Raw genomic sequence first — 24,197 nt, forward strand, 5'->3', positions numbered from 1 at the left:
CGACGCGCATCAGGGGAGTGGGTTATGGAAACAGAGATCAAACAAAAGGCACTCAGTGACGGTCCGGACTGGACATTTGAACTGCTTGATCAATATCACAAGGAAATCAAGCGGGTGGCCAACCATTACCGGTTAGATACCTACCCAAATCAAATTGAGATCATCACGGCCGAGCAGATGATGGATGCCTATTCCAGCATCGGCATGCCGATTAACTACAATCACTGGTCATTTGGTAAACGCTTTATTGAAACAGAGCGTGGTTATAAGCATGGTCAGATGGGACTGGCGTATGAAATCGTGATCAACTCAGATCCCTGTATCGCCTACCTGATGGAAGAAAACACAATCACCATGCAGGCCCTGGTCATGGCCCATGCCAGCTATGGTCATAATTCATTCTTTAAAGGCAACTACCTGTTCAAAACCTGGACGGATGCCAGCTCGATTATTGATTACCTGCTGTTTGCGAAAAAATACATCTCTGAATGTGAGGAAAAATACGGTGATGTTGAGGTCGAGAAATTACTCGACTCCTGTCATGCACTGATGAACTATGGTGTTGACCGCTATAAGCGCCCGCAAAAAATCTCTCTGGTTGAAGAAACCGCCCGGCAGAAAGCCCGGGAAGACTATCTGCAAACTCAGGTCAATGCCCTGTGGCGCACGATTCCGGCGCAGGCGGAAAAAGATCTGCATGATGAAGAAATCCGTTTTCCTGCCGATCCTCAGGAGAACATTCTGTACTTCATTGAAAAACATGCCCCGCTTCTCGAACCCTGGCAGCGAGAAATTGTCCGGATTGTGCGCAAGATCAGTCAATATTTCTATCCTCAGAAACAGACTCAGGTCATGAATGAAGGATGGGCAACGTTCTGGCACTACACCATACTGAACCACCTTTATGACGAAGGGCTGGTCACCGATCGCTTTATGCTTGAGTTCCTGCACAGCCACACCAACGTGGTTGCGCAGCCAACCTACAACAGCCCTTATTACAGTGGCATCAACCCTTATGCCCTTGGCTTTGCCATGTTCCAGGACATACGCCGCATCTGTGAAAATCCCACCGAGGAAGACAAATACTGGTTTCCTGATTTTGCCGGTAAAGACTGGCTGGATACGGTGCATTTTGCGATGGAGAACTTTAAAGACGAGAGTTTCATCAGCCAGTTTTTATCGCCCAAACTGATCCGTGATTTTAAATTCTTTGCCGTTGATGACGATGACAGAAACAACTATGTGGAAGTCAATGCGATTCACAATGAAGAAGGCTACAGGGCAATTCGGGAAAAACTATCCTCCCAGTACAATCTGAGTAACAACGAACCAAACCTACAGGTATGGAACGTAGCACTGCGCGGCGACAGGTCACTGACGCTGAGATACGTGCCGCATAACCGGATACCTTTGTCGGACAGTTATAACGAGGTGCTCAAACACCTTCATCGTCTGTGGGGATTTGATGTCATTCTCGAGGAAGAACTGAGCGACGGCAGAAGCCATATACTGTCGACCTGCCCCAGCAAAAGCAGCAGTTACTCTTCAGAACTGTGAATTAAAATCTTGCGCAAAAAAAGAGAGGCGTAACGCCTCTCTTTTTTCATTCTCATTGAAATCGCAAGCAGATTACTGCTCTTCTTCATGCAGATAACGTGCAATTTCGATACGGTGACTGTACCAGATAGCGCCACTGTCACGACCGTATTTTCGAATACGATCTGCTACCAGCTCCGGCTGATGATGATCACAGTACGATTTCAGATCGCGATAATATCCTAACGCCAGCTCACACGCTTCGCGGTTCATGAAGTAATAACCACCAACACGAGTATAGATTTTACGCAGACCATTGATTGTCAGGACATACAGAATGTTACCTGAGTGAGTGGCCATTCCCTGAAACATGCGGTAATCAAAATAATTGAAGGCACGGGCACGGCAAATCTGCTCACACAGCTCCGGCTGATCTTTACCGTACTTATCCACGATTTTTCTGACTTCCAGTAACAGCTCAGGCTTTGCCTCACAGCTTTCCACGAAAGACTCAAAGCTGGTCGCCGCCAGAAGAGACTCACAGGAATGGATCACATAATCCAGTAACTGGCTGACTTTTTCGCTGTTCGATTTCACCGCATAGCGCATGTAAACGGTACTGATATCAGTACGGGCAGCCAGCAGATCTTCCAGAACGCGCTGAACATCCTGGCCATCCAATGTAATCAGGGTATCCAGGATGCTCAGTCCTGAAGTATCCATATAATTATTTACCCGGGTTGGCTTACCGTGTTGAATGGTCAACCATCCATCACGCGCCAAACGCTGCAGCACTTCCCGTAAAGTTGTTCGTGTCACACCAATCAGCTCTGATAATTCACGCTCTGCAGGTAAGATTGAGCCCTGCGGAAAGTGATTATTCCAGATACTCTCAATGATGTATTTCTCAGCAAATGTTGCTGGGCTATCCGCCTTTATAACCATCAGTTAGTATTCCAAACTTGCTTCTTGCTTGTCTTTTATAAACTCATCATACCACTAGTTATGGCTGAGTAGAAACGTTGCCTCCGGGAGTTTTGAAGTAAGTTAACAAAGGTGTAATATCCTGCAATCAAACGCTCATCCCAACTTATTGTTCTGGCAGATATATTTATAACTAGGTTCTGATACAATCCCTAAGTCGTAGTCCACGATTTGGATTTACGCCCTATTTTTGTGTTACGAAATATTAACACCTTAACAAACAATTCATACAATCGGTTAAAATTGCGACCCGTAAATAAGGGGAGTCAGCAATGACAGTGCCCCGGAATGGAAGCGATTTGTCATCAAAATCTCAGAGCTTGCAATGACTCAGACACATTCTGAGCCAGGGCTGAGGTCCACCTGTTGTTTTGGTGACGCCCATAAATAACACAGAGATCAAAAAAAATGGCTATCACGCTAGGGAACGCGTTTATTAAGAACTTTCTGGGTAAAGCGCCCGACTGGTATAAACTCACAATCATTGCCTTCTTGGTGATCAACCCCATCGTTTTTTTCTTCATCGACCCTTTTGTTGCCGGCTGGCTGCTGGTTGTTGAGTTTATCTTCACTCTGGCTATGGCATTAAAATGCTACCCGCTCCAACCTGGTGGTCTGCTGGCCATTGAGGCTGTCGCCATTGGCATGACGACCCCTGAGCTGGTCAAACATGAGCTGGTCGCCAATATTGAAGTTTTGCTGCTGCTTATCTTCATGGTGGCAGGCATCTACTTTATGAAGCAGCTGTTGCTGTTCATTTTCACCAAGATACTGATCGGCATCCGCTCAAAAATTCTGCTGTCGCTGTCTTTTTGTATCATGGCCGCCTTCCTGTCAGCCTTTTTGGATGCCCTGACGGTGATTGCCGTTGTGATCAGTGTGACCACGGGTTTCTACAGCATCTATCATAAAGTCGCTTCCGGTCAGGAGCCGCATGCCTCTCACGACCATACGTCCGACCATGCTATTCACGAACTGAGCCGAGACGATCTGGAAAACTACCGCGCCTTCCTGCGCAGCCTGCTGATGCATGCAGGTGTCGGTACTGCGCTCGGTGGGGTCATGACCATGGTCGGAGAACCGCAAAACCTGATCATTGCCAATCAGGCGGGCTGGCAGTTTGGCGAATTCTTCCTGCGCATGGCGCCAGTCACCGTGCCGGTTTTCTTTTGTGGCCTGATTACCTGTGCGCTGGTCGAGAAGTTTGGTTTGTGCGGCTACGGCGCCAAGCTGCCTGAAAACGTCCGCAACATTCTGATCGACTACGATAATGAAGAGCGCAAGCGTCGTACCAATCTGGATATCGCGAAATTATGGGTCCAAGTGATCATCGCCGTGTGGCTGATTGCCGGTCTGGCCCTGCACCTGGCTGCGGTCGGCCTGATTGGTCTGACTGTGATTATTCTGGCGACTGCATTTACCGGTATCATTGAAGAGCACTCTCTGGGGAAAGCCTTTGAAGAAGCCCTGCCCTTCACCGCTCTGCTGGCCGTTTTCTTCTCTGTTGTGGCCGTGATTATTGAGCAAAAGCTGTTCAGCCCGATAATTACCGCTGTTCTGGAAATGGATGGCAATGCACAGATGGGAATGTTCTACATTGCCAACGGGCTGTTATCCATGGTGTCGGATAACGTTTTTGTCGGTACTGTGTATATCAATGAAGTGAAATCGGCGCTGATCGACGGCATGATTGACCGCGAACGCTTCGACATGCTGGCCGTGGCCATCAACACGGGGACGAACCTGCCATCGGTCGCGACGCCAAACGGCCAGGCAGCCTTCCTGTTTGCACTGACATCGGCATTGGCACCGCTGATCCGACTATCATACGGACGCATGGTCTATATGGCGCTGCCGTATACACTGGTCTTGTCTTTGATTGGTCTGGCGGGTATTGAGCTGACATTGATCCCGATGACAGAGTGGTTCTATCAAAATGGTTGGTTATCCGCCGCCAGCGAAGTCATTCCACAATTGGCACCTGCAACTGGACACTAAAGGGAATTTCTGGTTCTCTACGGTGTCATAGTGAAAGCAAAGCACTGAGTAACAAGGGGTTGTCGACTTTTGCCTTTACAACCCCTTTGTTGTATTTGACCGAGAGAATTTCATGCAGATGTTAAAAACCTTCAGCCAGCGCCGTTTGTCGTGGCTACTGTTGTTACTTTTTGTCGTCTTCTTTGAAGGCTGTGCCCTGTTTTTCCAGCACGTGATGAATCTGGCCCCTTGTGTCATGTGTATCTATGAGCGCATTGCGATGTTTGGGATTGGTATTGCGGCTCTGGTTGGCCTGATCGCGCCTAACGTGAATGTTGTTCGCTGGTCAGCTCTGGCATTATGGGGTTACAGTGCCTGGCGTGGCTTGTCTCTGGCCCAGGAGCATGTCGGCTATCAGTTTAACCCTTCCCCATTTGCCACCTGCGATCTGTTCGTCAAACTGCCTGACTGGGCACCTCTGAATCAATGGGCGCCCTGGCTATTCGAAGCGTACGGCGATTGCAGTAAAGTCGTCTGGCAATTTCTGGGGCAATCCATGCCGCAATGGCTGGTGATCATTTTTGCGGCTAACCTGATTGTCTGGGCTGTCATCGTGCTCTCTCAGCTGGTTCAATCCCAGTCAAGCCAATCCTGACAATACAGGAGGCGTCATGCCTCCTGTGTTCTGTTACTGATTTTGGCCACAGCACTGCTTAAATTTTTTCCCGCTGCCACACGGACAGAGATCATTACGGCCAACCCCTTTATAAGGATTGATCGCTTGTGCAGAGCTGCCCCCTTGCTGCAATTCATCAGCCGCCATGACCACCTCTGAAATCATAAAAGGCAGATTGGCGTACAATGCACTGGGTTCTGGCATTCCGTCGATACCATCTTCAGCCATTTGAGACAGCGTACCCGCTTCATCAAGCATCAGCATACAAGTCGTCAGCAAGGCCGACAGCATTCTGCCGGTGCCATCAGAAATGGTTTTACTTTCCCAGTGATTGGCCACATAAGGCCAAACCGCCAGAAAGCCTTCGGCAAAATGCCCCATGGCCTCTGAGACTCCCACGGCTTCCTGCCACTGCAAATCCGAAGGAAGTGTGTACTCACCTGATTTAATGGTCAGATACTGGTGTTCAAAATGCGCCAGTATGCGGGCTCTGTCTTGCTGGCTGATCGTCACGGGCTCCTCTTCTGTCACTCCGCCGTGAATCAGCACGGGCAGCCAGTGATCCGGCTCCATCGCTGCGGGATTGGCATTGGCAGCAAGTAAGGCGCCTTCAATAAAGGCCGGCGGCATGCCTGCCCAGTCATCAGAGAGCGAGATCAATGTGGTCATGGTGGTTTCCTGTCAGTTGTTACCCGCGAGTATAACGCAAACGGAAAAGGCCGCAAATGTGACGATTTGTTGTTGAAATTTCACTCAAAACCACGCAAAAATGACCTTAACGCTAACAGCAGTGAGTCACAAAGATGCAAAGAGAGATCAGCGCGATAATTGCAGGAGCAACCGGACTGGTCGGTAACGAGCTGCTGCACCTGCTGCTCGGTCATGACGCCATGGCAAAAGTGTATGCCTTAACCCGTACCGCATTGCCGTATCGCAGTAAAAATCTGGTGCAAATTGTGCACCCTGAATTACGTGTTACGGAATGGGAAGATACCGATCCCGTCCCTGAGCTTGGGTTTATTTGTCTGGGGACCACCAAAAAGTCTGCCGGCGGTAAAGCCGGACTTGAAGCGGTGGATGTTGAGCTGGTCAAATCGGTGGCTCGCAGCATGCGACAGCTGGGCGTAGAGCACCTGGTTGTTATCTCCAGTCTGGGGGCCACCCCCTACTCTCCGTCCTTCTATCTGCGTTGCAAAGCCAAAATGGAGCTGGCACTGAGTGAAATGGGGTTCAGCCACTGTATTTTCGTGCGTCCCGGGCCGTTGAGCGGTGAACGCTCAGAATCACGGCAAGATGAAGTGCTGTTGCAAAAAGGTCTGGAACTCGCTCAGCCTTTACTTATCGGCCCGCTTTCACACCTGGTCCCCATTCCGGCCGAGGACGTTGCCCTGACCATGCTGAAGCTGGCGATGAAAGCTTTAGAGCTCCCGCCCACCGCTGCGGAAATTCACAGCGGTAATGCACTGAGACGGCAATGCGCTGAGACCCAACATCCCCAGGCCTGACAGACGCAGAGCAAAAGGTGACAAGCCCGGCTAACCGCACTACAATCTCGCCTCTTCAATTGAACAGCAGTAATCTGAGGCTATGAGACTGATACTTGGCCCGATGGAAGGTGTACTTGACCACCTGATGCGGGAAATGCTCACCGAAATCAATGACTACGATCTGTGCGTGACTGAATTTATCCGCGTGATCGATCAGCGTCTGCCAAAAAGTGTCTTCTATCGTCTGTGCCCGGAATTGTTGCAGGGCGGAAAAACCCTGTCCGGGACACCGGTTCGTGTTCAGTTACTTGGTCAGGATCCGGACTGGATGGCCGAAAACGCCCACCTCGCGGCTTCGCTGGGTTCCCCCGGTATCGATATCAACTTTGGCTGCCCGGCAAAATCAGTCAATAAAAGCCGGGGAGGCGCCGTATTGCTGCAAGAGCCTGAGCTGATGCATCAGATCGTCAAGGCTGTTCGCGATGCGGTTGATCCGCGGGTCCCTGTCTCGGCCAAAGTCCGTTTAGGCTGGGATGACCCGAGTCACTGCTTTGAAATCACTGATGCGGTTTTGCAAGCCAAAGCAGATGAAATCACCATTCATGCCCGCACCAAAACCGATGGCTATAAAGCCGAGGCAATAAAATGGGACTACATCCGCCAGGTAAAAAAAGCATCCCAGATTTCAATTGTCGCAAACGGTGAAGTCTGGAATCATGCTGACGGACAAGCGTGTATGGCAGCCACGCAAGCCGATGCGCTGATGGTGTGTCGCGGCGCGCTCAACCTGCCGAATCTGGGCAATGTGGTTAAATATAATCACGCTCACATGGCATGGGAGACGGTGCTGGAACTGCTGCTGAAATATTCCGGTTACGAAATCAAAGGGGACAAAGGCCTGTATTACCCCAACCGCGTCAAACAGTGGTTTGCTTACCTTCGCCACGAATACCCGCAAGCCAAAGCCCTGTTTGCCGATGTCCGCCGCCATAACAAGGCTGCCCCTATTGTCGACGTACTCCAGTCAGCCAAAGAACAGCTGTTTCGTCAAGCCAGTTAACCGCAGCAAAACTGACATAAAAACGTCATCAACAACACTTAGGCTTTCAATCATTCAAGCCTGTCATGAGTAGGTATGACAATGAAAGTGTTGTTTATCAGTCGTCACAATACTTGCCGCAGTATCCTTGCCGAAGCGGTCGCCAGACGCTTTTTACCTGCTCATTTTGATGTCGCCAGCGCAGGTTCTGAGCCTCAGGGAGAGTTGCCTGCGCGCATGCAGACGTATCTGAGAGAGATGGGCCTTAACCCGGCAGATTACCGAAGCAAGTCCTGGGAAGAGTTTTCACGGTTTCATCCGGATATTGTGATTTCAGTCGGCGATACTCAGCATGGCGAGCCCTGTCCGAACTGGCTGGCAGACGGCATCCGTGTCAATTGGGACTTACCCAATCCACTGACAATCAGCCAGGACCCGGATGAGCAGGAAAAGGCTTGTGAGCAAACCGCACAGCTGCTGAAGCACCACGTCGATACGCTGAGCACACTGCCGATAGATAGCATGAGTGCAGAAGAGATAAAAACAAGGCTGAGCCAAATTGCCTTATAGCTCACTTGCCGCCATTTTGCCGCCACCAAAACCTGCCCAGATGGCGGAAAATAAGGGCTAGCGGTTCGGGTGATTCTGGATGTGATCTTCCCAGTCAATCACATCAATTTCATACACGACTTTATCGCGCACCGACTGATTAGCCGCATGCATGGCGTCTTTGGAACCGGTAATCAAAGGGTGCCACTCCGGCAAGGGCTTACCTTCAGCCAGCAGGCGATAGGCACAGGTGTCCGGCAGCCAGCTGAATTCATCAATGCGCTCACGGGTAAGTTTCAGGCACTCTTCGCCCGATTCAAACCGATTGGCATAGTCTTTACAGGAACAGGTTTGATCATCGAGCAAGCTGCAGGCGACATTGGTGTAGTAAATCTCATCAGTGTCATCATCGATGAGTTTATGCAGACAGCACTTACCACAGCCGTCACACAGTGATTCCCACTCTGCATCTGTCATTGCTGTCAGGTCTTTCTCTTGCCAAAATGCTGCCATTGCTGTGCCCCAATCTCTGCGTGATTCGCCCTCTTATTGTAGGGATAAGAGGAAACAAGGCGGTGTTATAGCTGTCTGCACGGCAAAGTGCAAGCCTCAGTCAGGATTTCCCCCTCTCAGTCAGAGGTACAACAGCCGCAAAGGTTGATTCCCGAGACTATGGGTGATAGTTTGCGCCACCAGCGCAAGCGGCCAGTGATACTGGCCGGAATCACGAAGTGTCACTGTTGGATAAGACTGTCAGATAAGTATAGAAGGTTGGAATGGATTGTCGTTTAGGCTGCGGAGCCTGTTGTATTGCCCCGAGTATTTCTTCCCCCATACCGGGTATGCCTGATGGCAAGCCTGCCGGGGTGCGCTGTATTCAGCTAAACGACAATAATCTGTGTAAGCTTTTTGGCAAGCCGGAAAGACCGGCAGTATGCCATCACTTCAAACCCTGTCCGGATGTCTGCGGCGCCACCAATCAGCAAGCGCTGTTGAACCTGACAGAGCTGGAGCAGATTTCAGACGTTCACTTTACCGGATAATATTCGCAAGGCTGATTTGGCGTGCTCCAGGGCCTGATGGCCCGAACTGGTCAGATAGCCGCCATCGGGCTGAGTGACGAGCCCTTTATCATATAAGCGCTGTGCAGCCGAGATCATCTCTGAACTCGCTTCATGGTTCACCTTGATCCCCTCCATATCACTGTGCATCGGGAATTTCACCAACAGATTCAACTCATGGACTAACTCTGGCGTCAGGGGCATAGCGACCTCTCCTCTTAAGAACTTATCTCCAAGCATAGTGAGAGAAACCCAAAGTCGCTGCGGTTTAGATCAAAACAACAGTAATTATCTGAAAAAAAAGAAAACCGCTTACCCCGGTTCAGGATAAGCGGTTTATGAAACGCTTGAGTTTCTAGCGTGCTTTACGTGCGTTCTGTCAGGCCTGGATACCGACAATCAGCCAAGGTGCATTGGGTGTCATCAGATCACGCTCCAAATGCCAGATATCAGAGATATCTTCTTCAACACCTTCATGGCTGTCTTTGTAGCGTCCGGTAAACTTCACACTCAGATGCGCCGTATTGGCATCATAGTCGGCACGCACCAACTCTGCATCAACATACATCACTTCAGTGTGCTGCTCGCCATCCAGCTTACTGCGCTCTGCTTTTAAATCATCAAACAGCGCCGGGCTGACATACTCACGGATGGTTTCCAGCTCATTGAAATTCCATGCGCCTTGCAGTGTGCGGTAATGCTCGCGCGCACCTTGCAAAAAAGCATTCATATCAAAGCCCGGAGGCAGATTGAACGGCACATCGCTATCAGTTGCGCGATACTCAGGCTGGGCAGTCGCCGCACCGGTAAAGGCATCCGCTTGCTGACGGTACGCACCTTGTGCCTGAGGGGAGTCGCCGGCGTACGCCTGCTGATGTCCCATCGCAGTTGGCTTGGCTTTACGCATGCCTTTCAGGAACTTGAAAATCAGAAAAGCGATCAGGCCAAAAATCAGGATATCCATAAACTGAATCCCTTCAAAAGCGCCACCGAAGAATGCTGCCAGCAGTCCACCGGCGAGGAGTCCGCCCAGCAGTCCGCCCATCAAGCCTTTTTTGCCGGCTGATGCCGTGGGGTTCTGTTTACTGATCGTATCGGTTTGCTGCGGTTGCTGTTTTTGCGCCGGAGCCGTATTGTAGCTCTTGCCCAAAGATTTGCTGCCGCCAAACTTTTTCGCTTCCGCGTGCGGAGCCGTGAAAGACACAGCCACCAGTAACGCGAACATGGTGATATAGCGTTTCATCAATCCTTTACCTTTGCCTGTAAAATGCAATCCTTATGCATCCTAGCTGGGGGGATGGTAAAGTCAATCCAGTCTGGGATCCAAATTGTTACCAAATTTAGCAATTCTGATTATATTGCACTGATTCGCTTGATTACCGGCCGACAAGAACAAGCCACTACCGCTTGACAAACAATGCGATCTTCTCCGGCTAAGCTAATGAAATGGCTTGTTACTTCCTGTACATCCCACCTAGTATTAGGCAAGACCAGTTTATCCCAATTTACTTACAGCGAGGCAATCACCATGCAAGAAGCAGCGCATCAGAACACGCACAGTAAACTGATAGGCTATTTGCTTTGGATTTTTGGCTTTACCGGCGCCCACCGTTTTTATTACGGCAAACCTGTGACCGGTACGATCTGGTTCTTTACCCTGGGCCTGTTAGGCATTGGCTGGTTGATCGATCTGTTCTTGATTCCCGGCATGGACAAAGAAGCGGATCTGCGTTTTCAAAGCGGAGAGCTGGACTATAACATTGCCTGGCTGATGCTCACTTTCCTGGGGGTTTTCGGTGTTCACCGGATGTATATGGGAAAATGGATCAGCGGGCTCTTATATTTACTGACATTTGGCTTTTTCCTGATTGGTGTTTTGATTGATTTCTGGACACTGAATGAGCAGGTGTCGGTCAAAAATGCCGAACGCCGTTAATACCGGTCAGTAAGAGACATTCTTGACCCGGAAGTTTTGTTGCCCATAGAATATTGAACATTGTTCTATATTCTATACTTTTTATAGCACACGCAGCCTGTGCTAAGGCAGTCAGCAAACTGTCCGGCCTTTTATTTGTGCTTAGCGCACCATGTAGGGAAGATCATGGCAAGACGAAACGATCACACGCGGGAAGAGCTCATCAGCATGACACTGGAGCAGGTTAAAAAGTTTCTCAGCGAGCACCCCCATCACGAACTCAGCTTACGTAAAGTCGCTGCAATGATTGGCTATGTGCCCAGCACCTTAGTCAATGTGTTTGGTAATTATAACCTGCTGTTACTTCATGCTGTTGCCCAAACTATGGATGAATTGTTTGCTGAAGCTGAAAAACAGTTGCAGCAGTCAGAGTCAACTACTGACGCACTGCGCAAACTTGCCTACTGCTATTTGAATTTTGCGATTGATAATCCTTACCGCTGGCAACTGATTTTCCAGCACACCATGAATGGTGAGGAGCTGCCAGAGTGGCAAAATCAACGCATCAATAACATGATTAACATGCTGGAAAGCCTGATCCGCCAGCTCATTCCTGACCAGTCCGAAACCGCGGTGATGGAAGCCAGTCGCGTTCTGTGGGCAGGCGTACATGGTATTACTCTGCTCACGGTTGACGATAAACTGTTCACCGCAACGCCCGTTGACGGAAAAGCGCTGATCGACAACCTGCTGGACACTTACCTGAACAATTGGCAGGTATGAAGGAGCCCAGCCCGATGAGTTACTCACAATCTGCTTTACTGACCCAACGCCGTTTTCTGCCATATTTCATTACCCAGGCGCTGGGCGCATTTAACGATAATATTTATAAAAATGTGCTGCTCATTCTGATCGCCTTTGCCGCCCCCGGTACTTTGCCCTTTGAGTCCGATTTCATTATTAATCTGGCTGCCGGTATCTTTATTTTACCGTTCTTTTTGTTCTCTGCATCTGCCGGTGTACTGGCAGACTCATACGACAAAGCCAGCATCATGCGTAAAGTAAAAATGGCTGAAATCATCATCATGGCCATGGCCGCTGTGGCGTTTGTGGCAGAAAATTATACGGCCTTATTACTGCTGCTGTTTCTGATGGGATCGCAATCAGCCTTCTTTGGCCCTGCCAAGTATGCTTTACTGCCTCAGCACCTGAAAAAAGAAGAGCTGGTTCCTGGCAATGCGTTGGTTGAAACAGGGACCTTCCTGGCCATACTGATCGGTACCCTGCTTGCCGGAATCATTGCCGATCAGGAAGAGGCAAGGACCATTGCCGCTGTGGCTGTGGTGTCGTTCGCCGTTTTGGGTTATGCCAGTTCGCGTTATATCCCTGAAGCCAAGCCCTGCCGTGAAGGTCAGCGGTTTCGCTGGCAGCCGGTCAGACAGACGCGCAGAACCCTTTCCATCGCTGCAAAAGATAAAGTGGTGTTGCAGTGCGTGCTGGGGATCAGCTGGTTCTGGTTTCTGGGAGCCAGTTATCTGACTCAGTTTCCCAACTTTGCCCGCTTGTTCCTTGGCGGAAATGCTGCTTCGGTTTCTGTGCTGCTGACCTTATTTTCCATCGGTATTGCTATTGGCTCGCTGCTGTGTGATCGCCTTTCTGGCCATCGGATTGAGCCGGGCATTGTTCCGCTGGGCTCACTCGGCATCACACTGTTTGGTGCAGACCTGATGTTTGCGACCCCTGACATTGCTCCGGTGTCAGACTCGTTATGGGCCTTTCTGACCCAACCGGATCTGATTCGGGTGTTCTTCTCACTGACCATGCTGGGTGTGTCCGGCGGTATCTATATCGTGCCCCTGTACGCCATGATGCAAAACCGCGCCGAGCCGTCAGAACGAGCACAGGTGATTGCAGCCAACAATATCTGGAATGCTATTTTCATGGTCGTTAGCGCAGTAACAGCGATCGTTTTCCTGTCTGTACTATCTTTATCAATTCCGCAGTTTTTCCTGTTTCTGGCCGGCCTGAATCTGCTGGTGCTGGGATATATCTACCTGCAGGCACCTGACTTTTTCTGGCGCTTCCTCATCTGGATTGTCAGCCATACCTTGTACCGGGTCAGCCACCAGCAGCTGGAGAACATCCCCAAACAAGGCGGGGCTTTAATTGTCTGTAACCATGTCAGCTATATGGATGCCCTGCTGCTGGCCGGTGCCTGCCCTCGTCCGATCCGCTTCATCATGGATGAGGACATCTTCAAGCTGCCACTGATTAAAACCTTCTGCAGCGCCTGCAAAGTCATACCGATTGCAGCCAAAGACAGGCGTTCGATTCAAAAGGCCTTCGAAGAAGTAGAATATTATCTGTCTCAAGGGGAACTGGTGTGTATCTTCCCTGAAGGTAAACTCACCCATGATGGGGAAGTCGGACCTTTCATGCGTGGAGTGGACCTGATTTTGAAACGCTCCCCTGCGCCTGTCATTCCAATGGCGCTGCAAGGCCTGTGGGGCAGCTACTTCAGCCGTGAAGGCGGTAAAGCCTTGCTGAAATGGCCAAAACGTTTCTGGTCGCGGGTGACGATTGTCGCCGGCCCTCCGGTGAATGCGCAATCGGCCAACAGCGCAGCTTTACGGGAGACCGTGATTGCCCTGCGCGGCGAATCTCGCTAAAACGCTGACACAACGGAAAGTGCGTGATTTTGCGCTTTCCGTTTTTCTCCTGATTTAACTTTTTTCACAGAATAATTCACTAAAATAAAAACCAATATTAATTGTTAAAACCATCCGTTAGCCAACGAAAGCGAGATATCCTCGGCCTGTTCGCCTTTAGACCAACTTTCACGCTTTTGGTTTTTTATTCTGATAAACATTAAAATACCGCCCCTTCACATAATTTTTTCCTGCAAACCCTTTATCAAAAGGTGGCATTTAGTGTAATTTGTGGGAAATATTCACTTTTCGCAGGATAACCACATGCACAACATCGGGATGTCTACCAAGCTCAACAATGTTTGTTATGACATAAGGGGTCCCGTTCTTAAACATGCCAAGCGCATGGAAGAAGAAGGCCACAAAATTCTTAAGCTCAACATTGGCAACCCCGCCCCGTTCGGTTTTGATGCACCGGATGAAATCCTGGTGGATGTGATCCGCAACCTGCCCACCTCGCAAGGTTACTGCGATTCAAAAGGCATTTACTCAGCACGCAAAGCCGTGGTCCAGCATTACCAGAAACGCGGCCTGCTGGATCTGGATGTTGAAGATGTCTATATCGGCAACGGTGTCTCTGAACTGATCGTCATGGCGATGCAGGCACTGCTGGATAATACGGATGAAATTCTGGTTCCTGCACCCGATTACCCCTTGTGGACGGCGGCTATCTCCTTGTCTGGCGGCAATCCGGTACACTACATCTGTGATGAAGAATCGGACTGGTATCCTGACCTTGATGATATTCGCAGTAAAATCACCCCGAAAACGCGCGGGATTGTGTTAATCAACCCGAACAATCCGACCGGTGCAGTCTATAGCCGTGACTTTTTGCTGGAAGTAATTGAAATTGCCCGTCAGCACAAACTGATTATCTTTGCCGACGAAATTTACGACAAAATTCTGTATGACGGCGCCCAGCATACGTCTATTGCCCCACTGGCAGAAGACGTATTCTGTGTCACCTTCAATGGCTTGTCTAAGTCTTACCGTGTCTGTGGTTTCCGTGCCGGCTGGATGTTGCTCTCCGGGCCTCGCCACGTCGCCAAACGCTACATCGAAGGACTGGATATGCTGGCCTCAATGCGCCTGTGTGCCAACGTACCGATGCAGCATGCGGTACAAACAGCCTTAGGCGGCTACCAGAGCATTAATGAACTGATTTTACCTGGCGGGCGTCTGCTTGAGCAGCGCAACAAAGCCTACGACATGATTACGCAAATTCCCGGCGTATCCTGTGTGAAACCCAAAGGGGCTTTGTACTTATTCCCGAAACTGGATCAGAAAAAGTTCAACATTGTCGATGATCAGAAAATGGCCCTGGACTTCCTGCAGCAAGAAAAAGTGCTGATTGTCCACGGTACAGGCTTCAACTGGAAAAAACCGGATCACTTCCGCATTGTGACATTGCCCCGGGTCGATGACCTGGAAATGGCCATCGGCCGTCTGGAGCGATTTCTTCATAGTTACCGCCAATAATAGTTACCGCCAATAACGATCAATCGCTATCGGTAATCAAGCGTCCAGCCCGTATCGCAAAGCCCCTATCCCAGGGGCTTTTGTTGTTTCCTAGGCTGCAAAAAATCTGTTAGGTTTAAAGAGCAATCTGATCAATGTGGAAACATCATGAAAACCAGCCATTTTTTTGCTCATCTCGCTCGTATGAAACTCATTCAACGCTGGCCGCTGATGCGCTGCGTCGCCACTGAGAATGTCTCTGAGCACAGCCTGCAGGTGGCCTTTGTGGCCCACGCACTGGCATTGATCAAAAACCGTCACTTCGGCGGACAACTGAATCCTGAGCGTATTGCTCTGCTGGCCATGTTTCATGATGCCAGTGAAGTGCTGACAGGCGACATGCCAACGCCAATCAAATACTTCAACCCGACCATTGCCGAAGAATACAAAAAGATTGAACTGGCCGCCGAGCAAAGGCTGCTTTCTATGCTCCCAGATGAGTTTCAGGCCGACTACGCCCCTTTGCTGGTCAGCGATGCCATCGACCAGCAGGACTACCACATCGTCAAGCAGGCCGATACCTTATGTGCTTATCTGAAATGCCTGGAAGAACTCAGTGCCGGTAACCACGAATTCACACAGGCCAAGAAACGTCTGGAAGAAACGCTGGAAGAGCGAAAGACACAGGAAATGAGTTATTTCCTGAAAACCTTCGCCACCAGTTTCAACCTCACTTTGGATGAGATCAGCTAATGCCTTTACCCAGCGACCCAAGCACCGCTCTGTGGCAAGCAAGAAAGAGTCAGGAGCACAAGGAGCGCCGCGATGATCACCGCACTGCCTATCAGCGTGATCGCGCCAGAATTCTTCATTCTGCGGCCTTTCGCCGCTTGCAGGCCAAAACCCAGGTGCACGGTGCCGGCCATCACGACTTTTACCGCACCCGACTGACCCACTCGCTGGAAGCCTCACAAATCGGCACCGGCATCGTCGCTCAGCTGAAAATCAAGCAACCTGAGTTTCGCTCGCTCTTACCTTCGAACAGTCTGATGGAAAGCCTGTGTCTGGCCCACGACATCGGACATCCGCCTTTCGGCCATGGTGGTGAAATAGCACTCAATTATATGATGCGTGATCAGGGTGGCTTTGAAGGCAATGCGCAGACGTTCAGAATCGTGACACTACTTGAGCCCTATACCGAAAACTTTGGTATGAATTTATCACGCCGTACTTTACTCGGGCTGCTGAAATACCCGGCTTTTATCTGCGATACCAGAGCCACAGAGCAACCGCCTGAAGTCAGCGACTTTCGCCATTTGCGCGCCAAAGACTGGCAGCCGGCCAAAGGCATTTACCGCGACGACAAAGAGACCTTTGCGTGGGTACTGTCTGGCCTGCCTGAGCAAGACAGGGAACTGTTCGGCATGATGCGCAGCGAGCGGCAATCCCCCAGTCAGCATCTCAAAACACGCTTTAAGTCTCTGGATTGCTCCATCATGGAGCTTGCCGATGATATTGCGTATGGCGTGCACGATTTGGAAGATGCCATCGTCATGGGCATAGTGACGCAAAAACAGTGGGAAGATGCTGCTGCCAGTCAGTTACTGCATTGTGGAGAACCCTGGCTGGCTTCTCGCACGGAATGGTTGAGCCAGCAGTTGTTTGCCGATCACCATCAGCGTAAAGATGCCATTGGTGCCTTGGTCAATGCCCTGATCACCGCCATTGAGATCGGCCCGACAACGGCTCAAAATGCCCCGGCATTCAGCGAACCACTGCTAAAATGGAACGCCTACCTGTCGGCTCCGATGGAAAATGCCCTGACCGTACTGAAACAGTTTGTCAGTGAGTATGTAGTGCACAAACCGGAAATCCAGCTGCTTGAGTACAAAGGGCAACAAATCATCATGGAAATGTTCGAGGCTTTCACCTCTGATCCGGAGCGGTTATTGCCGGCCAGTACCCGCGAGCGCTGGCGCACGGCCCTTCAGCAGAATGAAAATGAACAGCGGATCATTGCTGACTACATCGCGGGAATGACAGACGGGTTCGCCCAGCGGCTTTACAGCAACCTATTTCAACCTGCAAGTGAATGGAAAATAGGCCCCATCGTTTAACGTTACTTACCATAATGCCGCTCAAACAGCCCGGGCGGCATCTGACTGATCTGAAAATCGATCATTTTTTCAAATGCAGCCACTAAGGGCAGAAAACGCTGGCTTTCACCTTCAAGCTGACTCAGGGCATAAAACGCAGCTTCAACTGTGGACAATCCGGCTTGTTTGGGCGATTTTCGAATCCGGTAATTCCCTGCGGGTACATCATCGAGGCATACGCAGGGTAAGGCTTGCAAGTTCGCCGACAAACGCCACATTTTATACGCCTTTTTCCATGTGCCATCGAGCAGTATTAATGTCGTCAGAGGGGATGAGGTGTTCTGTACAGCCAGGCTGGAAAGCGGTACAGCCTGTTCGTCCGGATAAAGTACCGCCGCATGGCGCGCCGGGTCTGCCAGCAGACTGTTGATCTCCTCATGCTGGCTGAAATCTTCGCCAACCCATAGCCGCGCGTTGGGTAACGAGAGTGTCAGGATACGGGCCGTACCGAGCGGCCGGCTGACCTCTGAGGGGTGTTGCAATATCCAGAGTTCAGTTCTAGCATCAATTTTTTCGATCCACTGGCAAATACAGGCGTTGCCTGCTTTACCGCAATCTTCACAGTATCGGCTCATTGAGGTGCCCTTGTTATCACGATCTCTGTTCCTGTCCCTGCTGACAATATCTCTGCTTTGTATCATTGCGCAATTTGCACCGCTTCATTCGCTGCTGGAGTGGCAACGACCACTGATTGAATCCGGGCAATGGTGGCGGATCCTAACAGGAAATCTCACCCACACCAATTGGGTCCATCTCGGCATGAATATTTCAGGTCTGCTGATCATCAGTTATCTGTTCCGGTTTTACCTGACAGCAGGCCGTTTTTGCCTGTTATTCATCGCGCTAAGTCTGATTGTCGGTCTGTCACTGCTTCTGACCACACTGACGGGTTACTCAGGCTTATCTGGCCTGCTGCACGGGATTTTCATTTGGGGAGCCTGTCAGGATATCCGCACACAGCGCGCCGGAGGACGGTTATTGCTCATGGCGGGTGTCTTAAAAGTCAGCTGGGATTTATACACCGGAGGATCTGCTGAAACAGCAGCGATGATTCATGCAACTGTGGCTGTAGAAGCGCATTTTGCCGGGGCTGTCGGTGGCTTTTTGCTCGCCATGCTGCCTCCTGCTTTCAGGTTATCAGCATTCCCTGTCAAATAATGTCAGTTGCAAGGGGCGCATTGCACCCCTTACAAGATAGTGGCGTTTCGGTTTTCAGCTCAGTCAGAGCTGAATACGATCACGATTTTTTTCTACAGTTGAGGCACCAATCCCTTTGACCTTACTCAGATCATCAATCGTGGCAAAAGCCCCATTCTGCTCCCGGTAATCAATAATGTTCTGAGCCTTATCCGGACCAACGCCTAATAGCAGTTTGTCCAGTTCTTCAGCATTGGCACTATTGATATTTATTGTTATTTCAATCCCTTCATGCTTATCGGACGCGTCTACCACTCCCGGTAAAACAACGCTCGATGCCAGCAAAATTAATGCAAATGTGTTTTTCATTTTTTCTCCTTAGTATTAACGCAAACCAAGGATAATCATTTTTAATCACACAATAATGCTTGCCAGGAGATGACGAGATAAAAAAACGACGGGCCGCACAAAGCGGCCCATCTATGATAAATATCAATTACATTTAGTTTGCAGATGCATCCAATACCGGATAGGTCACTTCCGCATCAGCACGCAGGACATCCAGTAAAGCAACCACATCCTGCTGCGCATTCATCTGAGCAACCTGCTCGGCCAGTTGCCCGTTCACGCTGCCCGATTCAACCTCAGGTTCAATCACTTTATCCAGCGCAATCACAACAACATTGCCCTGCTGATCACGGGTAACCCCGTAGACAGACTGACCTTCAACAGGCTTGGCCATGGCAAAAGCTTGTTGTGCAATCACAGGATCGCTGCCGCGACGACTGATCGTCTGAGGCTCAGAGAAGCTCAGATCAAGCTGGTCCAAAATAGCGCTATCACCATCCCGCAATGCCGCAAGGATCTCATCCGCCTGCTTCTCAGCTGCTTCTTCACCACGCTGGGTGGCTACTATCTCATGGACCTGATCCGCAACCTCTTCAAAAGGTAACAACTGCTCAGGGCGGGACTCATCAACACGAACCACGATGACATGCTCCGCACCCAGTTCAATGACTTCTGAGTTCAAACCATCGTCACGTACTTCCGCACTGCTTAACGCCTGAACAACAGCCGGTGAAGCCAACACGCCCTGGGCATTGTTGAGCGCGAAAAAGTCAGTCTTCTGCACTTTGGCATTCACTGCTTTTGCCGCATCATCCAGTGAGTCCGGCATTTCAAACGCTGATTCTGCCAGTTTGGTTTGTTGCTGATAGAATGCTTCTGCCGCTTTTTGTTCACGCAGATCTGCTAACAGTTCGCTGCGAACCTCGGTCAGCGGCTTGGCTGTCGGCGCTTTGACCGCTTCAAGCTGAATAATGTGATAGCCAAATGAGGATTTCACAACGCCAGACAGATCCCCTTGGTTCTCCAGGGCAAAGGCCGCTTCCTCAAACGCTGGGTCCATCACGCCGCGCTCAAACCAGTCCAGTTCACCGCCTTGCTTCGCACTAAAAGTGTCATCCGATTTGGCTTTTGCCAGCTCAGAAAAATCCGCCCCCTGATTGAGCTCGGCAAGAATCGCATCCGCCTTTGACTGCGCTTCAGCATCATCACCCTGAATCAGAATGTGACGGACATGGCGCTGCTCAGGCGTTGAAAATTTAGCCTGGTTATCCTGATAATAAGCATTCAGCTCATCATCACTAACATCCATGGTCTCTTTCAGCGTATCGCCAGACAGCTCAATATAAGCAACCTTCACTTGTTCCGGACGAGTAAAGGCTTCCGGATGCTGCTCGTAGTAATCTTTGCTGTCGCTTTCTGAGATCTCAACAGTTTCCTTAAACGTATCCAGGTTCAGGGTCAGACTGCGTACTTCACGCTGTTGTTGCTCCAGTTGCTGCAATTGAACCAGCTCATGACTCAGTGCAAAATCACTGCCCTGAATCGCGCTCAGCAGCTGCTGACGCAGCATGTCGGTGCGCATGTACTCGGCAAATTGCTCAGGCGTGAAACGCGAGCGGCGAAGCAAAGAAGCATACACTTCATTATCAAACTTACCGTCACGCTGAAATTCAGGCATTGAACGAATTGCTTGCTTCACCTGCTCATCACTGATGCGTAAGCCCAGCTCGTTCGCACGTTGTTCAATCAGTGCGTCATTCACCAAACGGTCCAGCACGCTGCGACGAAACTGCTGAACATACCCAGGGTCACCCATCAGCGTAGAGAAATACTCTCCCAGCTGCGACTGCATACGGTTACGTTCGTTCTGATATGCCTGCTCAAACTGATTCTGGCTGATTTCCTCGCCGTCAATCTTTGCCGCTACAGGCTGATTAGAATTTGCCAGATAACTGCCTACACCGGCAAAGACAAAAGAAAATATGATTAGGGAGAGAATAATCTTCACCCAAATGCTGCTAACGCCTTCGCGCATCCGCTCCATCATAACGTGCCGTATCTCCTAGTTGTTCGAGCTGGCAATCATTGTTGATTACGATTCGAAAGAATCACAATCTGTTCACCTGATACAATGTAAAAAAAGCGCATCAGATATGATGCGCTCTCGTGTTACGCAATAATGCCACTATATGACAAGAAGCGTAAAGATTTGTTCATTTCAACTTACTGGCGAGGCCAGAATCAGTTGACAGAATCTTTCAGCGCTTTACCTGGTTTGAAACCTGGTACACGTGCTGCTGCGATTTGGATTTCTTCACCGGTTTGTGGGTTACGGCCAGTACGGGCAGCGCGCTCACGAACAGAGAATGTACCAAAACCAACCAGAGCAACCTGGTCACCTTCTTTCAGAGACTCAGACACGGCCTCAATGAAAGCGTCCAGTGCACGGCCAGCAGATGCTTTAGAAATATCGGCACCTTCGGCGATTTTATCAACCAATTGAGTTTTGTTCACGATTTCTTCCCCTCTATGAACATTGTCTTCCTGACAACAGCATAATCTATGTTTACGCTGTGACGACAAAGGACAATCAAAAACTTGTATCAGGTCTAATTTATCAGCTCATTGTGACACTGAACAGGCTGTAAGCCTTGTTATTATTGAGCTTACAGCAAATTAGACCCCACTTATAGCCAGACAGAAAAAGGCTGACAAGCGATTTCCGTCACAGTCAGCCACTTACATCTGTTAATTTTGCTGCATATCACTGTTTTGAGCGTTTACCAGCTCGATTCCTGACGGATTATTTTCCAGTGCGATGCGTAACACATCATCAATCCAGCGAACCGGGCGAACTTCCAAATCAGCAATCACGTTGTCTGGGATCTCTTCCAGATCACGTTCATTCTCTTTCGGAATCAGCACGGTTTTAATGCCGCCACGGTGTGCTGCCAGCAGTTTTTCTTTCAAACCACCAATCGGCAGCACTTCACCACGCAGGGTAATTTCACCTGTCATCGCGACATCACTGCGCACAGGGTTACCTGTCAGGCTGGACACCAGTGCCGTACACATGGCAATACCCGCGCTTGGGCCATCCTTAGGGGTTGCGCCTTCAGGAACATGGACATGGATATCACGCTTCTCATAGAAATCGTTGTTAATACCCAGTTTTTCTGCCCGAGTGCGCACCACAGTCATCGCTGCCTGGATAGACTCCTGCATCACGTCGCCCAGAGAGCCGGTGTAAGATAGCTTGCCTTTACCCGGCATAGACTCAGTTTCAATGGTCAGCAAATCGCCACCCACTTCGGTCCACGCCAGCCCGGTGACTTGTCCAATGCGATTACTTTCTTCTGCTTTTCCGTAGTCAAAGCGCTGCACACCCAGATACTGCTTCAGGTTCGCCTGATTAATGGTGACCTTCTTCACTTCCGGATTCAGCAGGATCTCTTTCACCGCTTTACGGCACAGTTTAGAGATTTCACGTTCGAGATTACGGACGCCGGCTTCACGGGTGTAGTAGCGGATAATACCGACAATCGCCGAATCTTCGATCTCCACTTCGCCTTTTTTCAGGCCGTTGCGTTGGATCTGTTTTTCCAGCAAGTGACGTTTTGCAATATTGAGTTTTTCGTCCTCGGTATAACCAGACAGACGAATCACTTCCATACGGTCCAATAACGGGCCCGGAATATTCATCGAGTTCGATGTGGCCACGAACATCACGTCGGACAAGTCGTAATCCACTTCCAGATAATGGTCATTAAACGCATTGTTCTGTTCCGGATCCAGCACTTCCAGCAGCGCTGACGCAGGATCGCCACGCATGTCGGACGACATCTTGTCGATCTCATCCAGCAGGAACAGCGGGTTTTTCACGCCCACTTTGGCCATTTTCTGAATCAGTTTGCCTGGCATAGAGCCGATATAAGTCCGACGGTGACCACGGATTTCAGCTTCATCACGCACCCCGCCTAAGGCCATACGCACGTATTTACGACCCGTAGCAGCAGCAATGGACTGTCCCAGAGATGTTTTACCGACACCCGGAGGGCCAACCAGGCACAGGATCGGGCCTTTCAGCTTATTGATACGGCTCTGAACGGCTAAATACTCAAGAATGCGGTCTTTGACGCGTTCCAGACCATAGTGGTCGGCGTTGAGGATCTCTTCCGCTTTTGCCAGATCTTTCTTGACCTTGGTCCGCTTGTGCCATGGCACGCTCAGCATCCAGTCAATATAACCACGAACCACAGTGGCTTCAGCAGACATCGGCGACATCATCTTCAGCTTTTGTAATTCCTGCTCAGTTTTTTCACGCGCTTCAGCCGGCATTTTTGATTCGTCGATTTTTTTCTTCAACGATTCGAATTCATCCGGCGCATCGTCCAGCTCACCCAGTTCTTTCTGGATGGCTTTCATCTGCTCATTCAGATAGTACTCGCGCTGGCTCTTTTCCATCTGTTTCTTGACGCGGCCACGGATACGTTTCTCAACCTGCAGCAGATCAATTTCAGATTCCATCATGGCCATCAGGAACTCCAGACGTTCCGTAATATCCACGATTTCGAGCACTTTCTGCTTATCTGCCAGCTTCAGTGGCATATGCGCAGCAATGGTATCGGCGAGACGAGCAGCCTCATCAATGCCATTGAGTGAGGTTAAGACTTCAGGCGGGATCTTTTTGTTCAGCTTGATAAAGCCTTCAAACTGATTGATCGCAGTGCGAACCAGCACTTCCTGCTCGCGCTCGTCCATTTCCGGCGTGACCAGAAATTCAGCTTCCGCACTGAAAAATTCGTCGTCAGTTAACTTCCTGACGTTTGCACGCTGCTGCCCTTCTACCAGCACCTTCACTGTGCCATCCGGCAATTTCAGGAGCTGTAGTATGGTCGCAACTGTGCCGACATCATAGAGATCGTCAACGGTGGGTTCGTCAGTTGCCGCTTCTTTCTGGGCAACCAACAAAATTTGTTTATCGTTATCCATTGCGGTTTCAAGGCAACGAATGGATTTATCCCGGCCTACAAACAATGGAATAACCATATGAGGGTAGACCACCACGTCACGCAGTGGCAGAACGGGAATGGCAAGGCGTTCCGAACGCTCCAGGTTCATATTGTTCTCTCTTTCCGTTCAGTCTCTTTTCATGAGTATATGGGG

24 protein-coding genes are annotated in these 24,197 nt (G+C 50.1%); 14 read left to right on the top strand and 10 right to left on the bottom strand.

All coding sequences use genetic code 11. The features are described 5' to 3' along the window. Window positions 1-24 precede the first annotated feature (24 nt). Window positions 25-1,557 (top strand): SpoVR family protein, encoded by a 1,533-nt coding sequence (locus LN341_RS10955; protein WP_046218696.1) that lies wholly within the window; start codon window positions 25-27, stop codon window positions 1,555-1,557. A gap of 72 nt (window positions 1,558-1,629) precedes the next feature. Here LN341_RS10955 and fadR read toward each other — a convergent pair whose 3' ends face one another. Beyond that, on the bottom strand, window positions 1,630-2,481 hold the full coding sequence (gene fadR / locus LN341_RS10960) for a fatty acid metabolism transcriptional regulator FadR (RefSeq protein ID WP_046218697.1): 852 nt from the start codon (window positions 2,479-2,481) through the stop codon (window positions 1,630-1,632). Between the two features lie 447 nt (window positions 2,482-2,928). Here fadR and nhaB point away from each other — a divergent pair, with 447 nt between their 5' ends. Together nhaB and dsbB are read left to right on the top strand one after the other, a co-directional pair. Next, window positions 2,929-4,518 (top strand): Na(+)/H(+) antiporter NhaB, encoded by a 1,590-nt coding sequence (gene nhaB, locus LN341_RS10965; RefSeq protein WP_046218698.1) that lies wholly within the window; start codon window positions 2,929-2,931, stop codon window positions 4,516-4,518. A 112-nt stretch (window positions 4,519-4,630) separates the two neighbouring features. Continuing rightward, window positions 4,631-5,152: a disulfide bond formation protein DsbB gene (dsbB, locus tag LN341_RS10970; protein WP_234203293.1), complete on the top strand. Its 522-nt coding sequence runs from the start codon at window positions 4,631-4,633 to the stop codon at window positions 5,150-5,152. Window positions 5,153-5,185: 33 nt separating this feature from the next. Here dsbB and LN341_RS10975 read toward each other — a convergent pair whose 3' ends face one another. Then, window positions 5,186-5,842: a YecA family protein gene (locus tag LN341_RS10975; RefSeq protein WP_234203294.1), complete on the bottom strand. Its 657-nt coding sequence runs from the start codon at window positions 5,840-5,842 to the stop codon at window positions 5,186-5,188. A gap of 134 nt (window positions 5,843-5,976) precedes the next feature. Between LN341_RS10975 and LN341_RS10980 the strand changes: the two genes are divergently transcribed. The 3 genes from LN341_RS10980 (at window position 5,977) to LN341_RS10990 (ending at window position 8,269) form a co-directional block, all read left to right on the top strand. Then, window positions 5,977-6,678, top strand: coding sequence for an NAD(P)H-binding protein (locus LN341_RS10980; protein ID WP_234203295.1), 702 nt, complete (start codon window positions 5,977-5,979; stop codon window positions 6,676-6,678). 82 nt (window positions 6,679-6,760) lie between these two features. After that, window positions 6,761-7,720, top strand: coding sequence for a tRNA dihydrouridine(16) synthase DusC (gene dusC, locus LN341_RS10985; protein ID WP_234203296.1), 960 nt, complete (start codon window positions 6,761-6,763; stop codon window positions 7,718-7,720). A gap of 75 nt (window positions 7,721-7,795) precedes the next feature. Beyond that, entirely contained in the window at window positions 7,796-8,269 is a 474-nt protein-coding gene (locus tag LN341_RS10990) for a low molecular weight phosphatase family protein (RefSeq protein ID WP_234203297.1), read from the top strand. A 57-nt stretch (window positions 8,270-8,326) separates the two neighbouring features. On the opposite strand, the gene LN341_RS10995 is transcribed toward LN341_RS10990, so the two are convergent. Then, complete coding sequence (locus LN341_RS10995) at window positions 8,327-8,761, bottom strand: YcgN family cysteine cluster protein (RefSeq protein WP_234203298.1); 435 nt, start codon at window positions 8,759-8,761, stop codon at window positions 8,327-8,329. A gap of 263 nt (window positions 8,762-9,024) precedes the next feature. On the opposite strand from LN341_RS10995, the gene LN341_RS11000 reads away from it, so the two are divergent. Then, window positions 9,025-9,291 carry a YkgJ family cysteine cluster protein gene (locus LN341_RS11000; protein ID WP_234203299.1) on the top strand — a complete coding sequence of 89 codons (267 nt, stop codon included), beginning with the start codon at window positions 9,025-9,027 and terminating at the stop codon, window positions 9,289-9,291. On the opposite strand, the gene LN341_RS11005 is transcribed toward LN341_RS11000, so the two are convergent. Both LN341_RS11005 and LN341_RS11010 read right to left on the bottom strand, forming a co-directional pair. Then, entirely contained in the window at window positions 9,268-9,513 is a 246-nt protein-coding gene (locus LN341_RS11005; RefSeq protein WP_046218753.1) for a TIGR02647 family protein, read from the bottom strand. The genes LN341_RS11000 and LN341_RS11005 overlap by 24 nt on opposite strands. 175 nt (window positions 9,514-9,688) lie before the next feature. Beyond that, window positions 9,689-10,552 carry a Tim44 domain-containing protein gene (locus LN341_RS11010; protein ID WP_144408969.1) on the bottom strand — a complete coding sequence of 288 codons (864 nt, stop codon included), beginning with the start codon at window positions 10,550-10,552 and terminating at the stop codon, window positions 9,689-9,691. Between the two features lie 285 nt (window positions 10,553-10,837). Between LN341_RS11010 and LN341_RS11015 the strand changes: the two genes are divergently transcribed. From LN341_RS11015 to LN341_RS11040, 6 genes are all read left to right on the top strand, one after another. Next, window positions 10,838-11,245: a TM2 domain-containing protein gene (locus LN341_RS11015; protein WP_046218754.1), complete on the top strand. Its 408-nt coding sequence runs from the start codon at window positions 10,838-10,840 to the stop codon at window positions 11,243-11,245. A gap of 165 nt (window positions 11,246-11,410) precedes the next feature. Continuing rightward, a complete protein-coding gene (locus LN341_RS11020; RefSeq protein ID WP_046218755.1) occupies window positions 11,411-12,007 on the top strand; it encodes a TetR/AcrR family transcriptional regulator in 597 nt (198 codons plus the stop codon). Window positions 12,008-12,021: 14 nt separating this feature from the next. After that, entirely contained in the window at window positions 12,022-13,893 is a 1,872-nt protein-coding gene (locus tag LN341_RS11025; RefSeq protein WP_046218756.1) for an MFS transporter, read from the top strand. Window positions 13,894-14,196: 303 nt separating this feature from the next. Next, the gene (locus LN341_RS11030) at window positions 14,197-15,411 is read left to right on the top strand and encodes a pyridoxal phosphate-dependent aminotransferase (RefSeq protein WP_046218757.1); all 1,215 of its coding nucleotides are present in this window, start codon (window positions 14,197-14,199) and stop codon (window positions 15,409-15,411) included. 147 nt (window positions 15,412-15,558) lie between these two features. Beyond that, window positions 15,559-16,143: a 5'-deoxynucleotidase gene (gene yfbR, locus LN341_RS11035; protein ID WP_046218758.1), complete on the top strand. Its 585-nt coding sequence runs from the start codon at window positions 15,559-15,561 to the stop codon at window positions 16,141-16,143. Then, entirely contained in the window at window positions 16,143-17,507 is a 1,365-nt protein-coding gene (locus LN341_RS11040) for an anti-phage deoxyguanosine triphosphatase (RefSeq protein ID WP_046218759.1), read from the top strand. The genes yfbR and LN341_RS11040 overlap by 1 nt, the downstream gene beginning before the upstream one ends. Before the next feature lie 2 nt (window positions 17,508-17,509). Here the strand turns inward: LN341_RS11040 and LN341_RS11045 are convergent, their stop codons facing one another. Next, entirely contained in the window at window positions 17,510-18,121 is a 612-nt protein-coding gene (locus tag LN341_RS11045) for a tRNA-uridine aminocarboxypropyltransferase (RefSeq protein ID WP_046218760.1), read from the bottom strand. A 10-nt stretch (window positions 18,122-18,131) separates the two neighbouring features. Between LN341_RS11045 and rrtA the strand changes: the two genes are divergently transcribed. Further along, a complete protein-coding gene (rrtA, locus tag LN341_RS11050; protein WP_234203300.1) occupies window positions 18,132-18,704 on the top strand; it encodes a rhombosortase in 573 nt (190 codons plus the stop codon). Window positions 18,705-18,767: 63 nt separating this feature from the next. Here the strand turns inward: rrtA and LN341_RS11055 are convergent, their stop codons facing one another. From LN341_RS11055 to lon, 4 genes are all read right to left on the bottom strand, one after another. Further along, window positions 18,768-19,052, bottom strand: a complete 285-nt coding sequence (locus LN341_RS11055) for a ComEA family DNA-binding protein (protein WP_046218761.1) — start codon at window positions 19,050-19,052, stop codon at window positions 18,768-18,770. Window positions 19,053-19,185: 133 nt separating this feature from the next. Beyond that, window positions 19,186-21,078: a peptidylprolyl isomerase gene (gene ppiD / locus LN341_RS11060; RefSeq protein ID WP_234203301.1), complete on the bottom strand. Its 1,893-nt coding sequence runs from the start codon at window positions 21,076-21,078 to the stop codon at window positions 19,186-19,188. Between the two features lie 194 nt (window positions 21,079-21,272). After that, the gene (hupB, locus tag LN341_RS11065) at window positions 21,273-21,545 is read right to left on the bottom strand and encodes a nucleoid-associated protein HU-beta (protein ID WP_027252850.1); all 273 of its coding nucleotides are present in this window, start codon (window positions 21,543-21,545) and stop codon (window positions 21,273-21,275) included. Between the two features lie 234 nt (window positions 21,546-21,779). Further along, on the bottom strand, window positions 21,780-24,152 hold the full coding sequence (lon, locus tag LN341_RS11070) for an endopeptidase La (protein WP_046218763.1): 2,373 nt from the start codon (window positions 24,150-24,152) through the stop codon (window positions 21,780-21,782). Between the last annotated feature and the right edge of the window lie 45 nt (window positions 24,153-24,197).

Origin of the sequence: Photobacterium sp. TLY01, assembly GCF_021432065.1 — a bacterium.
In the GTDB taxonomy this organism is placed as follows: Bacteria; Pseudomonadota; Gammaproteobacteria; order Enterobacterales; family Vibrionaceae; genus Photobacterium; species Photobacterium halotolerans_A.